Source organism: Pseudomonas fluorescens (assembly GCF_001307155.1).
Classification (GTDB): Bacteria; Pseudomonadota; Gammaproteobacteria; order Pseudomonadales; family Pseudomonadaceae; genus Aquipseudomonas; species Aquipseudomonas helvetica.
Window position 1 is genome coordinate 182,525 of record NZ_CP012830.1, and the last position, 15,135, is coordinate 197,659.

Below are 15,135 nucleotides of genomic sequence, written 5' to 3' on the forward strand. Positions count from 1 at the left end.
TACTTAACGAAGCAAAACCCAACAAAACCACGCCCTCCGCCGATTTGGCACGACCACTGCATTACCTTTTCCAACAGACATAAAGCCCGGCCTTCAACGACGAAGGGTGTGCTTCCCGAGAGAACGGGACCAGGACAAAGGCGTCCTCGCTAGGTAACTAGCGGGACGCCTTTTTTTGTTTGCGCAAAATTTGTCGAGCCAGCCTGACCGCCCTGATGAGGCAAGCCTGAGCTCCCCGGAGAACCTGATGAAAAAACTAAAACTGGTGATGATCGGCAATGGCATGGCCGGGGTTCGCACCCTGGAAGAATTGCTCAAGCTGAGCAGCGAGCTGTATGACATCACGGTCTTCGGCGCCGAGCCTCATACCAACTACAACCGCATTCTTCTCTCGCCGGTGCTGGCAGGTGAGCAGACCTTTGAAGAGATCGTGCTCAACGATCTTGATTGGTACCTGGAAAACAACATCAAACTGCTGCTCAACCGCAAGGTAGTGGAAATCGACCGGGTCAAACGCCGGGTCATCGCCGAAGACGGCAGCGAAGCCGAATACGACCGGCTGCTGATCGCTACCGGCTCGACACCGTTTATCCTGCCGATTCCGGGCAATACCCTGGAAGGCGTCATCGGTTACCGCGACATCGCCGACACTCAGGTCATGATCGACACCGCCAAGACCCACAAGCACGCGGTAGTCATCGGCGGCGGCCTGCTCGGCCTTGAAGCGGCCAATGGGCTAATGCTGCGCGGCATGCACGTGACCGTGGTGCACCTCGGCGAGTGGTTGCTGGAGCGGCAACTGGACAAAACCAGCGGCCAGTTGCTGCAAACCGCCCTGGAAGGACGCGGCTTGCACTTTCGCCTGTGCGAACAGACCCAGGCCCTGCACGACGCCGGCAATGGCCGGGTCGGCTCGGTGCAGTTCAAGAACGGCGACATCATTCCCGCTGACCTGGTGGTGATGGCTGCCGGCATTCGCCCCAATACCGAACTCGCGGAAAAATCCGGCATCCCGTGCAACCGCGGGATTCTGGTCAACGACACCCTGCAAACCTATGACCCGCGCATCTATGCGATCGGCGAATGCGCCAGTCACCGCGGCATCGCCTACGGCCTGGTAGCGCCACTGTTCGAGCAGGCCAAGGTCTGCGCCAACCACTTGGCGCAACTGGGGTTTGCCCGCTATTCGGGCTCGGTGACCTCGACCAAATTGAAAGTCACCGGCATCGATCTGTTCTCCGCTGGCGACTTCATGGGCGGCGAAGGCACCGAAACCATCACCCTCTCCGACCCGATCGGCGGGGTCTATAAAAAACTGGTGATCAAGGATGACGTGCTGGTCGGTGCCTGTCTGTACGGCGACACCGCGGATGGCGGCTGGTATTTCCGGCAGATTCGCGAGAACCACGCCATCGGCGAGATCCGCGATCACCTGATGTTCGGCGAAAACGCTCTGGGCGATGTAGGCCATCAAGGCCAGGACAAAGCCATGAGCATGGCTGATAACGCCGAAGTCTGCGGTTGCAATGGCGTCTGCAAGGGCACCATCGTCAAGGCGATTCAGGAACACGGGCTGTTCAGCGTCGACGAGGTCAAGAAACACACCAAAGCAGCCAGCTCCTGCGGCTCCTGCGCCGGACTGGTGGAACAGATCCTGATCAACACCGTCGGCGGTGCGGCGGACGTCAAACCGAAAAGCGAAAAAGCCATCTGCGGTTGCAGCGACCTCAACCACGGACAGATCCGCCAGGCGATCCGCGAAGAGCATCTGCTGACCATCGCCGGGACCATGAGCTACCTGAACTGGCGCACCCCGAATGGCTGCGCCACCTGCCGCCCGGCGCTCAACTACTACCTGATTTCCACGTGGCCAGGCGAGGCCAAGGACGATCCGCAATCACGGCTGATCAACGAACGGGCCCACGCCAACATCCAGAAAGACGGCACTTACTCTGTAGTCCCTCGGATGTGGGGCGGTGTGACCAATCCTTCGGAGCTGCGGCGCATTGCCGATGTCGCCGACAAGTACAACGTGCCCATGGTCAAGGTCACGGGCGGCCAGCGCATCGACTTGCTGGGGATCAAGAAGCAGGATCTGCCTGGCGTCTGGAAGGACCTCGACATGCCGTCCGGCCATGCCTACGGCAAATCGATCCGCACGGTGAAAACCTGCGTCGGCAGCGAGTTCTGCCGCTTCGGCACACAAAACTCCACGCAACTGGGCATCGAACTGGAGCATGACCTGTTCAACATGTGGTCGCCGCACAAGGTCAAGCTGGCGGTCTCTGGTTGCCCACGCAACTGCTCGGAAGCCGGGATCAAGGACGTCGGCATCATCGGCGTCGACTCTGGCTGGGAGATGTACATCGGCGGCAACGGCGGGATCAAAACCGAGGTCGCGGAATTCTTCGTCAAACTGAAAACCGCCGAGGAGGTGCGCGAGTACAACGGCGCTTTCCTGCAGCTGTACCGCGAAGAAGCCTTCTACCTCGAGCGCACCGTGCACTACCTGCAACGAGTCGGCATGGAGCACATCAAGAAAGCCGTGCTGGAAGACCCGGAGCGCCGCAAAGCGCTCAACGACCGGCTGCAATTCTCCCTGTCGTTCGAGCAGGACCCATGGAAAGAACGCCTTGAGCAGCCATTGCTGAAGAAGGAGTTCGATGTGATCCCCGTGAAAAACCTGGAGGTGCCGGCATGAACTGGCTGGATATCTGCGCACTCGAAGAAATCAACGCCTTGGGCTCGCGCATCGTCAGCGGCCCCAAAGGTGACATCGCGATTTTTCGCACCAGTGACGACGAGGTTTTCGCTCTCGACGACCGCTGCCCACACAAGGGTGGACCGCTGTCCCAAGGACTGATCTACGGTAAACGCGTCGCCTGCCCGTTGCACAACTGGCAGATCGACCTGGAGTCCGGTCAGGCCCTGGCGCCTGATGTCGGTTGCGCCCATCACCATCCGGCGCGGGTGGAGAACGGTCGGGTCATGCTGGCTCTGCGGGAAGCAGGCTGATGAGCCGCCAGACGACCGCCTCGACCTGCTGTTATTGCGGGGTGGGCTGCGGCGTACTGATCGAGCATGACGGCGAGCAGATCCTCGGCGTCAGCGGCGACCCGACGCACCCGGCCAACTTCGGCAAGCTGTGCAGCAAAGGCTCGACCCTGCACCTCACCGGCGACCTCGCGGCACGGGCGCTGTACCCGGAACTGCGCCTCGGCAAAGGCATGGCCCGCAGCCGTACCGATTGGGACACCGCCCTCGATCACGCCACCAGCGTTTTCGCCGACACCATCGCCGAGCACGGCCCGGACAGTGTGGCGTTCTATATCTCCGGGCAATTGCTGACGGAAGACTATTACGCCTTCAACAAGTTGGCCCGGGCGCTGGTTGGCACCAACAACATCGACAGTAATTCGCGACTCTGCATGTCGTCGGCGGTGGTCGGCTACAAGCGCAGCCTGGGCGCCGACGCCCCGCCGTGCAGCTATGAAGACCTTGAGCTGAGCGATTGCGTGATGATTGTCGGCAGCAACATGGCCTACGCCCATCCGGTGCTGTTTCGCCGACTGGAAGAAGCCAAATCCCGCCGACCACAGATGAAAGTCATCGTCATTGATCCTCGACGTACTGACACCTGTGACCTCGCCGACCTGCACCTGGCCATTCTGCCGGGCACCGATGTCGCGCTGTTCCACGGAATTTTGCACCTGCTGTTGTGGGAAGACTGGGTCGACCGTGAGTTCATCAAGGCGCACACCGAAGGCTTGGCCGAGCTGAAAAGCCTGGTACGCGATTACACCCCGCAAATGGTCGCGCAACTTTGCGGGATCAGCGTTGAACAGCTGCAGCAATGCGCCGAGTGGGTCGGCACCTCAAGCAGTTTTCTCTCGCTATGGTGCATGGGGCTGAACCAGTCCACTGCCGGCAGCGCAAAAAACAGTGCACTGATCAACCTGCACCTGGCCACCGGGCAAATCGGTCGGCCGGGCACCGGCCCCTTCTCGCTTACCGGTCAGCCGAATGCCATGGGCGGGCGCGAAACCGGCAGTTTGTCGAACTTGCTGCCTGGCCATCGCGAAGCAGCCAATGCGCAACATCGCGCCGAAGTGGCGGCTTACTGGGGTGTCGAAAAACTACCTGACACCACCGGGCTAACCGCCATTGAACTGTTCGAACAGGTCCAGAGCGGCAAGATCAAAGCATTGTGGATCGCCTGCACCAACCCTGCGCAGTCGCTGCCGGATCAGCAAACCGTGCGCGCTGCATTGCAGGCTTGCCCATTCGTGGTGCTGCAAGAAGCCTTTCGCACCACCGAAACCGCGCCGTTTGCCGACCTGCTGCTGCCGGCCGCCAGTTGGGGTGAGAAAGAAGGCACGGTGACCAACTCCGAACGGCGGATTTCCCATGTTCGCCGCGCCATCAACGCACCGGGTGAAGCGCGCCCGGACTGGGCGATCACAGTGGATTTCGCACAACGCCTGGAGCGGCGTCTGCGTCCAGGACAGCCCAGCCTGTTTGCTTTCGAACAACCGGCGCAGGTCTTCGATGAATACAAACAACTGACACGCGGACGCGATCTGGACCTCTGCGGGATCAGCCATGCGCTGCTCGATCGCCTCGGCCCGCAGCAATGGCCGTTCCCGGACGGCGCCTCGAGCGGAACGCCACGGCTTTACGCGGACGGGATTTTCCCTACCGAGAGCGGCCGTGCACAGTTTGTCGCCGATCCATATCGCGCGGCCAAAGAGCAGCGTGACGCACGCTTTCCGCTGACCCTGATCACCGGGCGCCTGCGCGATCAATGGCACGGCATGAGCCGCACCGGCACGGCTGCACAATTGTTCGGCCACGTCAGCGAAGCCCTGCTGAGCCTGCACCCTGATGAACTGCGTCGCTATCGACTGCAGACCGGCGATCTGGTCAACCTCAAAAGCCGTCGAGGCAGCGTGATCGTTGCGATCGGCAGTGATGACAGTGTGCGCCCGGGCCAGGCATTTCTGCCGATGCACTGGGGAGACCGTTTCCTCAAGGGTGGCGTCAATACGCTCACGCAGCCGGCATTCGACCCCCTGTCGAAGCAACCCGAACTCAAGCACAGCGGCGTGCGTATCGAGCCGGTAAAGCTGCCATGGCATTTGTTCGCACTGGTTGAGGGCGATGTTCAGCAGCATTTCGAGACCTTACGACCGCTCTGTGAGGACTTTTCCTACGCCAGCCTCAGCTTGACCGGCCGTGAACGCCCGGCGCTGCTGATACGCGCTGCCAGCGCCCAGGCACCCGACCCGCAGCGGCTGCATGCCATCGATCAGCAACTGGGACTCAACGATGGCCCGGTCCTGGCTTACGACGATCCACGGCGCGCCATTGGCAAACGCGTGCGCATCGAACAGGGCCGGATTACCGCCATTCGCCTGGCCGGTGAAACCCTTGCCCAACACTGGCTGCAAAACCTCTGGCTGGAAGGCCGCGCCGACGAACAACTGCGGCGCTGGCTCTTGGCACCGTTGAGCACACCACCCGGCAGTGCGGGCTCATCCGTCAGCACCACGAAAACTCTGTGCAACTGCAAGAACGTCAGCGAAAGCGCGGTGTGCGCCGGCATTCGCAGTGGCCTGGATTTGCAGGGCCTGAAACAACAACTCGGTTGCGGCACGCAATGCGGTTCCTGTGTCCCGGAAATCAAGCGTCTGTTGGCGGCCAATGTGCAGCCCATCGCAATCACCTCGTGAGGAATAGAACATGAGCGCAAAAGTCTGGTTGGTGGGCGCAGGTCCGGGTGACCCCGAATTGCTGACCCTCAAAGCTGTACGGGCGCTGAACGAAGCCGATGTAGTGCTGATCGATGACCTGGTCAACGACGCAGTGCTGGTGCATTGCCCACAGGCACGGATCATTGCGGTCGGCAAACGTGGTGGCTGTCGCTCTACTCCGCAGGCATTCATTCATCGCTTGATGCTGCGTTATGCCCGCCAAGGCAAGTGTGTGGTGCGGCTCAAGGGCGGCGATCCGTGCATTTTCGGGCGTGGCGGTGAAGAAGCGCAGTGGCTGCGCGAGCGCGAGATTGAAGTGGAGTTGGTCAATGGCATCACCGCAGGCCTGGCCGGCGCAACGCAATGCGATATTTCCCTGACCCTGCGCGGCGTTGCCCGCGGCGTAACCCTGGTCACCGCGCACACTCAGGACGACAGCGAGCTTAACTGGCGAGCCTTGGCCCAAAGCGGTACGACACTGGTGATTTACATGGGCGTAGCGAAACTGAGCTCAATTGGCGAGCAATTGCTCGCCGGTGGGATGGCGGCTGATACGCCCGTGGCGATGATTGAAAACGCTTCATTGCCTCACCAGCGCGAATGTCGGAGCAACCTGACGGCAATGCAGGAAGCCGCCCACAGCTTCCAACTGAAAAGCCCGGCGATCCTGGTGATCGGTGCGGTGGCTGCCAGTGACAATGCCAAGAGATCGCAGCCTGCAACAGCTTCTAGAGAAGAGTTTTGGAACGCTAACCTGGCGTAAGTGCCCTCAAAGGCTCGGACCGCGCTCGGACGATCTTTCAAAAAGCTAAATCGCAGACAAAGAAAAGCCCGGCCTAAGCCGGGCTTTTCCGAACTACCAGGCTAATTACTTAGCGGTAGCTTCAACCTGCGCTTCTACGCGACGGTTTGCAGCGCGGCCAGCTTCAGTGCTGTTGTCAGCAATTGGGCGGGACTTGCCATAACCAACCGAGTGAACGCGGTTAGCTTCAACGCCGTCTTTGACCAGAACTTGCTTAACAGCGTCAGCACGACGCTGGGACAGCTTCTGGTTGTAAGCGTCAGGACCGACGTTGTCGGTGTGACCTTCAACTACGGTGGTGGTGTTCGGGTACTGCTTCATGAAGTCAGCCAGGTTCTTCACGTCGCCGTAGCTGTTTGGCTTAACAACAGCCTTGTTGAAGTCGAATTTCACGTCCAGTTGAACGCGAACAACTTCAGCAACTGGAGCTTCTGCAACTGGCTCTGGAGCCGGTGCCGGAGCTACTGGAGCTGGAGCAACTTTGCCGCCAGTGCCGCCGAAGTTAACACCCAGGCCGATCAGAGCCTGGTAGTCCCAACGACCGCTGTCCAGCTTGTAGTCGGCTTCAACGCCAGCACGAGCGTACAGGTTGTCGGTCATGTACCACTTGGCGCCAGCGCCAGTGGTCAGGTAGGTGGACTTGTCACGACCAGTGTGACCGTCAGCAGCGACGTTGGTCATGCTGCCGTGGGATACACCGCCTTCAACGTAAGGACGGATAGCGTCGCCTACGGTACCGAAGTGGTACTGGGATTTCAGACCGAAGTGATCGCCTTTGATCCGCTGGTTGCCAGTATCGGTGTCCGAACGGGTGTATTCGTCTTTGCGATAGGTCGCGTTCACAGACACGTCATCGGTCAGGAAGTAGCCGATCGAGACGCCAGGAGTGCGGCCGTTCTCGTAGGAATCGACGCTGTGGTTCCAGGTTTTGCCCCAGAATGCTTCCCCTTCGACCGCGCCTTGGCCTTGTGCCAGAGCGCCGAACGAAGTAGCGGCAATAAGAGAACCAATGGCCAAGCCCAAGGTGTTTTTCAGTTTCATCCGTTAAATCCCCATCTGGTGATTGTAAAGCAGTCCCGCAAACCGGGGGACAACTCGGCGGCAAGTCTATCAGAACTTGCCTACACGTAAGAAATATTTGCGCTGAACTAAGTTTCAGCGATGCCCGCAAATTTCTCACGCAATTTGTCAAGAGCGCGTTTGTACCGCATTTTCGTTGCACTCAAACCCATGTGCATGATGTCCGCGATCTCCTGAAACTCCAACTCTGCGACAAATCGTAGCACTAGAATTTCTCGGTCAATCGGGTTCACATACACTAACCAGCGATCAAGTCCACCCTTTTCCTCAGGTTTCGGCGTCTTCTCTTCAGACGCTTCCTCAAGGGGGTCCAGACTCAAAGCATCCATCAAGCGACGCTTACGCCGTTCCTTCCGATACTGAGTGATGCATTCGTTGTACGTGATGCTGTAGAGCCACGTTTTGAACTTCGATTTACCCTCGAAGTTCTTCAGACCGTACAACACCTTCAACATCACTTCCTGACAGACATCATCTGCATCACGATCGTTCCCAAGATACCGTGCACAAACGTTAAATAATGTTCTCTGATAACGCCGCATCAGCTCTTCGTAGGCGCGCGTCACGTGAAACAGCTCCGTGTGCGAGCGCGCGACCAACTCCTCATCAGAGAGCTCGCGGGGGTCGTAGCGCATGGATAGCGATTGGGCTTTATTCAAAACAAGTCGGGCCGACAGTCAGGTCAATGTCCGCCGCAGCCCATCGTATCGGGCATTTTGCGGCGGCATACATTAGCAGGGTTTGCCGGGTTAGCGGCTACTAACATGCTGTTCCAGGAGGATCCGATTGGAAAGTGAGACTAGCTCACCCTCATCGGTCAGCAATGTAGTTTTAACCGTGCCGATCTCTTCGATCTGACCTTCGACCTCACCAACACGCACTTGTTGCCCAACCTGATACAACTCACGCACATAGATTCCAGCAAGAATCTGACCGGCGATATCCCGGCTTCCCAACCCCATGGCCAAGGCAACTGCCAGACCAACGGTAATCAAGACAATCACGATCACATGGTTCAGCAGGTCTGTTTTGACCTCAAGCTGACTGATCGCAACCGAAATACTGATGATGATCACCAGGCCCTGAGCGATACGTCCAAGGCCCGATGCGTAATCCAGCCCTACGCCTTCTGCGGCGCCGCGCACCAGCCCGTTGGCCAATTGAGCGAGCAATACGCCCACCAGCAACACCAGCGCGGCACCAAATACTTTCGGTAAATACAGTGCCAGCATGTCGAGCGTAGCCGAAACTCGCTCCAAGCCAAGGGATTCTGCAGCAGAAACCAGGAAAATCAGCAAAACGAACCAATAAACGATCTTGCCGATCAGCGTAGAAATCGGCACCCGCAGCCCTGCGCGGGACAGCAGCTTGGTCAAGCCGGTACCGCCCATCAAGCGATCCAGGCCAAGTTTTGCAAGCAATTTCGAGAGCAGGGTGTCGAGCAGCTTGGCCACGACAAACCCCAGCAGAAGCACTACCAGTGCGCCGAACAGGTTCGGAATGAAGTTCGCTACCTTGGTCCACAACGCGGTCATTGCCGTGACGAGGCTCTGAGTCCAGAGATCAAGTTCCATATTCAATCAGCCTTATCAGCAGTGCGGGCAGCAGGTTTATGACGGGAAACCGGCATGACATGGGCCGATCCGTTATTCAGGGCGATCATCAGCGCGGGCAGCCAGCGGCCCAGCAGACTGAACAGATCACCGGCACCAACCTGGCGGTTGGCGGTTTTCAGCACACGCCCCAGACAGGCATCGTCGTCACGGGTGGACGGTGATGCCTTGAGCATGTCGCGCAAGGACTGTTCAAACGGATCGTGCATACGCACCTCTCGTGATATCTGTGAAAGACGCGATCAAAATTCTTCGGGTCACATGGCTCTCCCTCATACCCAGCGCAAACGCCGGAACAACCACCACTGCCCCACCCCTACCGCCACCATCATCAGACAGGCAATCACGAAGCCATAAGGGTTTCCGGAAAAAGGAACTCCACCGACGTTTATACCGAGCAAACCGGTCAGAAAACTCATCGGCAAAAAGATCCCGGTGATGATCCCGAAGCGGTACATGATGCGATTCATGTGCACGTTCAAACGCCGGTCTTCGGTCTCCAGCACCAGTCCCACGCGCTCCCGGGTCAATTCCAGCTCTTCCAGGTAACGCGTCAGGCTGTTGTTCAATTCGTTCCAGTAGTCGCCGTCATCGTCGACAAACCATGGCAGTTTTATCCGCGTCAGCTGGCCGAAAATATCCCGCTGCGGAGCAAGGAAGCGCTTCAGTCCGGCCGCTCGCCGACGGATCTGCAAAATGGAGCCATGTTCCGGAGTATACCGTTCGTCGGCATCCAGCTTTTCTTCTTCGTCATCGACGATTTCGGAGAGATCACTGACCAGATCCTGCACTTTATGGGTGAGGTACTGAGCCATATAGAGGATCAGTTCGGAGGTGGTTTTCGGCCCCTTGCCCTCATTCAGTTGCACCAGCAACTCATCGGTGGCGCGCAACGGGCGTAAACGCAGGGAAATGACCCGCTGAGCAGAGGCGAAGATCCGCACCGACACCATGTCTTCAGGCTCGGCACCCGGGTTGAGGTTGATTCCGCGCAGAAACAGCAACAACTCGGAGTCCGGCAGCGCCAACAGGCGCGGCCGGGTGTTCTCTTCGAGGAGCAGGTCACAGCTGAACTCACTCAGACCGCTGGATTTACGCAACCAGGTCTGAGTTTGCGGGTGACTACGGTCCCAATGCAGCCAAAGGCTTTCATGAGGTTGCAGTTGCAGGTCATCCAGTTCAGTCCGGGCAAGCCAACGCGCACCACCTTTACCATCCAGCACCAGGGCATGCACCAGCCCCCACTGCGCGTTTTCTTCCTCGAACATCCTCACCCCTGGCTTGAATCGGCTGTTTATTCTGGCATCTTCAGCGGACTTGGCGAGACGATCACGCCGTTATTGTCCGCGTAAATGTATTCACCCGGACGGAAAGTCACGCCGGCGAAGGTTACCGCAATGTTCAGCTCACCGACGCCACGCCTGTCGGTTTTCATCGGGTGGCTGGCCAGCGCCTGCACGCCCAGGTCGGTTTGCGCGATAACGTCGACATCCCGGATGCAGCCGTAGATAACCAGCCCTTCCCAGCCGTTTTTCACGGCTTTCTCGGCGATCATGTCGCCCAGCAATGCGCGGCGCAGCGAACCACCGCCATCAACCACCAGCACCTTGCCATTCCCTTTGTGCTCGACCTGCTCCTTGACCAGCGAGTTGTCTTCGAAGCACTTGATGGTAACGATTTCGCCGCCAAAGGAGTCACGGCCACCAAAATTGCTGAACATCGGCTCAAGCACCTGCACCAGTTCCGGGTAGGCATCACACAGGTCGGGAGTAAGGTAATGGTTCATCGAGAAACTCCTGTAAGAGAAAGAACAGATCGTGGGCTGTCGAAAATCGCAGGGGTTACGGTATTGAACGTGTATTCGCCACGGTTAAACATCGATCCCGACGCGATCACCCTTGTAAGCCACCTTCAGCATACTCAAGCCAGGGCACTGTGCCTGTACCGGCACGCCGCTGGGCAACTGAAACTCGATACCGTGGCGCTGACAACGCAGAATATTTCCCGACAATGTCGCGCTGCCGAGCGGCGAGCCTTGGTGCGGGCAGCTGTCTATCAGCAACAACGGCTGATTATCCAGCACCAACAGCAGCAGGCTACGCCCTTCAACCTGGAACGTCCGCCGATAACCTTCATTCAGATTGATCAGACGCTCAAGTGGTACGAACATAAGGTCGACTCAACAACCGTTTGTGACCAGAACAGCTCAATGCGTCATATCTTAGCCGTTCGCTGATCGGAGTGAAACGCTCTTGTCAGAGCATTCGTACTCAGACTGCTGTCGCCAAACTCGGCTTGTCAGCCAACAACGGCGCCTGCGGATCTGTCAGCCAGCGCTGCACCAACGGCCAGACTTCGGCCTGAGCAGCTTTGCTGACAAGCATTTCAACATGCCCGAAATTATCCGAAAAACCCTGCTCGCGCCCCAGGCAGATGAACTGCTTGTGCTCGGAACCGATCTGATCGAACAGCTTGCGACACGCCCAATCCGGGTCCTGATGATCGCTGGTCGCGCTGACGCCCAGGACCGGCACCTGAACCTCCGCCAGCCCTGCCCACCAGTCTTTCTCGGCATCGCCAAAGCGTCCGAACAGGCCATACCAGCGCATGCCCTCCAGGGCCAGGCCTATCGGCTCGTCCTCCGGACCACGCTTGAGGCGAGAGCCCGAAATTTGCGCGAAACGCTTCAGGATGAACCGCCCGCTCCACTCCACCGGGGGAATTTTCAACGGCCAATAGGTGCGACTGACCTGCGTACCAAAAAATGCCGCAGAGGCCACGGCAGGCTCACCCAGGTACTGACCACCCAGCGCTGCCGCCAGGGTGATTCCGCCCAGTGAATGACCAATCCAGTGCGGAACCTGAGCGCTTTGCTCACGAACGAACGCAGCAATCGCCGGCAGATCGTAACGGGCATAGTCGGCAACGCGGTTCTTTCGATAGTTCTGGTTGCGCTGGGACAAGCCGTGACCGCGCATTTCCGGTATCCACACATCAAAGCCGGCACGCGCCAGATAGGCGCCCAGACCAAGGCCTTTGGGAGAAAACCAGAAACGCCGATTGGAAAAGCTGCCATGCAGCAAAATCACCGGAACGCCACGCACGGCGGGCTCATCGGCCATACCCAGGCGGGTAACCGCCAGTTCTACGGTGCCGTCCGGGCTGTTGCCGGGTTTCAAACGATAGACGTCCTCGCTCAGATCGCCGCGACGCTCGGCGCTGATCAAGGCGACAGGAAACAGGTTGCTGCTGCTTTGCATAATGCTCTTGCACAAAAAAGGGCGGCGTCCACCGGAGCCCGCCCTACTTGAATCTTAAAGCCCGTGTCAGCAGTGTAGCCGACCCGGGCTTCATTCACGGATCAGACTTCAGCCTGACCTTCAGCCAGGAAGAACCAGGTTTCCAGTACGGAATCGGGGTTCAACGAAACGCTTTCGATACCCTGTTCCATCAGCCACTTGGCCAGGTCTGGGTGGTCGGAAGGGCCCTGGCCGCAAATACCGATGTATTTGCCGGCCTTGTTACAGGCCTGAATCGCGTTGGACAGCAGCTTCTTGACCGCTGGATTACGCTCGTCGAACAGATGCGCGATGATCCCGGAGTCGCGGTCCAGGCCCAGAGTCAGCTGGGTCAGGTCGTTGGAGCCGATGGAGAAACCGTCGAAGAACTCGAGGAACTCTTCAGCAAGGATCGCGTTGGACGGCAGTTCGCACATCATGATGACGCGCAGACCGTTTTCGCCACGGGCCAGGCCGTTTTCGGCCAACAGCTCCACAACCTGGCTGGCTTCGCCCAGGGTACGGACGAACGGCACCATGATTTCGACGTTGGTCAGGCCCATCTCATTGCGCACGCGTTTCAGCGCACGGCATTCGAGTTCGAAGCAGTCACGGAACGACTCGCTGATGTAACGCGAAGCGCCACGGAAGCCCAGCATCGGGTTTTCCTCTTCCGGCTCGTAGAGCTTGCCGCCGATCAGGTTGGCGTATTCGTTGGACTTGAAGTCCGACAGACGCACGATGACCTTTTTCGGCCAGAACGCGGCAGCCAGGGTGCTGATGCCCTCGACCAGTTTCTCGACGTAGAAGCCGACCGGATCGTTGTATCCGGCAATGCGCTTGTCGACGCTTTCCTTGATTTCCAACGGCAGGCCGTCGTAGTTCAGCAGTGCTTTAGGGTGCACGCCGATCATGCGGTTGATGATGAACTCCAGACGGGCCAGGCCCACACCGGCGTTCGGCAACTGCGCGAAATCGAAGGCGCGATCCGGGTTACCGACGTTCATCATGATTTTGAACGGCAGTTCCGGCATGGCGTCGACGGAGTTTTTCTTGATGTCGAAGCCCAGCTCGCCTTCGAAGATGAAGCCGGTGTCGCCTTCAGCGCAGGAAACGGTCACGCCCTGGCCGTCTTTCAACAGCTCGGTGGCGTTACCGCAACCCACGACGGCCGGGATCCCCAGCTCACGCGCAATAATCGCCGCGTGGCAGGTACGGCCGCCACGATTGGTGACGATGGCGCTGGCGCGCTTCATGACCGGTTCCCAGTCCGGGTCGGTCATGTCGGAAACCAGAACGTCGCCCGGCTGGACTTTGTCCATCTCGGAAACGTCTTTGATGATGCGCACTTTACCGGCGCCGATGCGCTGGCCGATGGCGCGACCTTCCACCAGCACGGTGCCGGTTTCTTTCAGCAGGTAACGTTCCATGACGTTGGCGTGGGTACGGCTTTTCACGGTTTCAGGGCGAGCCTGAACGATGTACAGCTTGCCGTCGTCACCGTCTTTGGCCCATTCGATGTCCATCGGGCACTTGTAGTGCTTCTCGATGATCATCGCCTGCTTGGCCAGTTCACTGACTTCAGCATCGGTCAGGCAGAAACGTGCGCGCTCGGCCTTGTCGACATCGACCGTCTTGACCGAACGACCAGCCTTGGCTTCGTCGCCGTAGATCATCTTGATGGCTTTGCTGCCCAGGTTACGGCGCAGGATCGCTGGACGCCCGGCTGCCAACGTGCCTTTGTGGACGTAGAACTCATCCGGGTTCACCGCGCCTTGTACGACGGTTTCGCCCAGGCCGTAGGCGCCGGTGATAAACACAACGTCACGGAAGCCGGATTCGGTATCGAGGGTGAACATTACGCCGGCAGTACCGGTTTCCGAACGGACCATGCGCTGTACGCCGGCCGACAGGGCAACCAGTTTATGGTCGAAGCCCTGGTGCACGCGGTAGGAAATGGCACGGTCGTTGAACAGGGAAGCAAATACTTCCTTGGCAGCGCGAATGACGTTTTCGACGCCGCGGATGTTCAGGAAGGTTTCCTGCTGACCGGCGAAGGAAGCGTCCGGCAAGTCTTCGGCCGTTGCCGAAGAGCGCACGGCCACGGCCATGTCCGGGTTACCGGCCGACAGCGTGGCGAACGCGGTGCGGATTTCGGCGTTGAGCTTCTCCGGAAACTCGGCTTCCATGATCCATTGACGGATTTGCGCACCGGTTTTCGCCAGGGCGTTCACGTCGTCAACGTCCAGCGCGTCGAGGGCTGCGTGGATCTGGTCGTTCAAACCACTTAATTCGAGAAAATCACGATAAGCCTGAGCCGTCGTGGCGAAGCCACCCGGGACCGATACACCGGCACCTGCAAGATTACTGATCATCTCGCCCAGGGATGCGTTCTTGCCCCCCACATGCTCTACATCCTGGACGCCGAGCTTATCGAGGGAAACTACGTACTCTACCAAGGTGATCTCTCCACTAACTGTGTTGGAAAAGCTCAGGGCGCCGGCAGCTCATCAGGAGCATTTGCCAGCAATATGGCCTGGACCTGGAAAATAAGTGAGAATGCGGGCCAATCCAGGCCGACAAACCGCGCCTATCATATCCAAGAATCG

13 protein-coding genes are annotated in these 15,135 nt (G+C 58.7%); 4 read left to right on the forward strand and 9 right to left on the reverse strand.

What is annotated here, in order from left to right; translation table 11 throughout:
- Positions 1-247: 247 nt before the first annotated feature.
- The 4 genes from nirB to cobA are packed head-to-tail and all read left to right on the forward strand — an operon-like array spanning position 248 to position 6,516.
- Positions 248-2,701 carry a nitrite reductase large subunit NirB gene (gene nirB, locus AO353_RS00805; RefSeq protein ID WP_054593245.1) on the forward strand — a complete coding sequence of 818 codons (2,454 nt, stop codon included), beginning with the start codon at positions 248-250 and terminating at the stop codon, positions 2,699-2,701.
- The gene (gene nirD, locus AO353_RS00810) at positions 2,698-3,015 is read left to right on the forward strand and encodes a nitrite reductase small subunit NirD (RefSeq protein WP_054593246.1); all 318 of its coding nucleotides are present in this window, start codon (positions 2,698-2,700) and stop codon (positions 3,013-3,015) included. The genes nirB and nirD overlap by 4 nt, the downstream gene beginning before the upstream one ends.
- Positions 3,015-5,732, forward strand: a complete 2,718-nt coding sequence (locus AO353_RS00815) for a nitrate reductase (protein ID WP_054593247.1) — start codon at positions 3,015-3,017, stop codon at positions 5,730-5,732. The genes nirD and AO353_RS00815 overlap by 1 nt, the downstream gene beginning before the upstream one ends.
- Before the next feature lie 10 nt (positions 5,733-5,742).
- The gene (cobA, locus tag AO353_RS00820; RefSeq protein WP_054593248.1) at positions 5,743-6,516 is read left to right on the forward strand and encodes a uroporphyrinogen-III C-methyltransferase; all 774 of its coding nucleotides are present in this window, start codon (positions 5,743-5,745) and stop codon (positions 6,514-6,516) included.
- Between the two features lie 105 nt (positions 6,517-6,621).
- Here the strand turns inward: cobA and AO353_RS00825 are convergent, their stop codons facing one another.
- The 9 genes from AO353_RS00825 to ppsA form a co-directional block, all read right to left on the reverse strand.
- Complete coding sequence (locus AO353_RS00825) at positions 6,622-7,596, reverse strand: OmpA family protein (RefSeq protein WP_054593249.1); 975 nt, start codon at positions 7,594-7,596, stop codon at positions 6,622-6,624.
- A 107-nt stretch (positions 7,597-7,703) separates the two neighbouring features.
- Positions 7,704-8,294 carry an RNA polymerase sigma factor SigX gene (gene sigX, locus AO353_RS00830; RefSeq protein ID WP_015096065.1) on the reverse strand — a complete coding sequence of 197 codons (591 nt, stop codon included), beginning with the start codon at positions 8,292-8,294 and terminating at the stop codon, positions 7,704-7,706.
- A 90-nt stretch (positions 8,295-8,384) separates the two neighbouring features.
- Positions 8,385-9,209, reverse strand: a complete 825-nt coding sequence (locus AO353_RS00835) for a mechanosensitive ion channel family protein (RefSeq protein ID WP_054593250.1) — start codon at positions 9,207-9,209, stop codon at positions 8,385-8,387.
- Between the two features lie 2 nt (positions 9,210-9,211).
- Complete coding sequence (locus AO353_RS00840; RefSeq protein WP_054593251.1) at positions 9,212-9,457, reverse strand: hypothetical protein; 246 nt, start codon at positions 9,455-9,457, stop codon at positions 9,212-9,214.
- Between the two features lie 63 nt (positions 9,458-9,520).
- Positions 9,521-10,516, reverse strand: a complete 996-nt coding sequence (locus AO353_RS00845) for a zinc transporter ZntB (protein ID WP_054593252.1) — start codon at positions 10,514-10,516, stop codon at positions 9,521-9,523.
- A 26-nt stretch (positions 10,517-10,542) separates the two neighbouring features.
- Positions 10,543-11,034, reverse strand: coding sequence for a ribonuclease E activity regulator RraA (rraA, locus tag AO353_RS00850; protein WP_054593253.1), 492 nt, complete (start codon positions 11,032-11,034; stop codon positions 10,543-10,545).
- A gap of 84 nt (positions 11,035-11,118) precedes the next feature.
- Positions 11,119-11,418 carry a Rieske (2Fe-2S) protein gene (locus tag AO353_RS00855; RefSeq protein WP_054593254.1) on the reverse strand — a complete coding sequence of 100 codons (300 nt, stop codon included), beginning with the start codon at positions 11,416-11,418 and terminating at the stop codon, positions 11,119-11,121.
- A gap of 100 nt (positions 11,419-11,518) precedes the next feature.
- The gene (locus AO353_RS00860; RefSeq protein WP_054593255.1) at positions 11,519-12,508 is read right to left on the reverse strand and encodes an alpha/beta fold hydrolase; all 990 of its coding nucleotides are present in this window, start codon (positions 12,506-12,508) and stop codon (positions 11,519-11,521) included.
- A gap of 101 nt (positions 12,509-12,609) precedes the next feature.
- A complete protein-coding gene (gene ppsA, locus AO353_RS00865; RefSeq protein WP_054593256.1) occupies positions 12,610-14,985 on the reverse strand; it encodes a phosphoenolpyruvate synthase in 2,376 nt (791 codons plus the stop codon).
- Between the last annotated feature and the right edge of the window lie 150 nt (positions 14,986-15,135).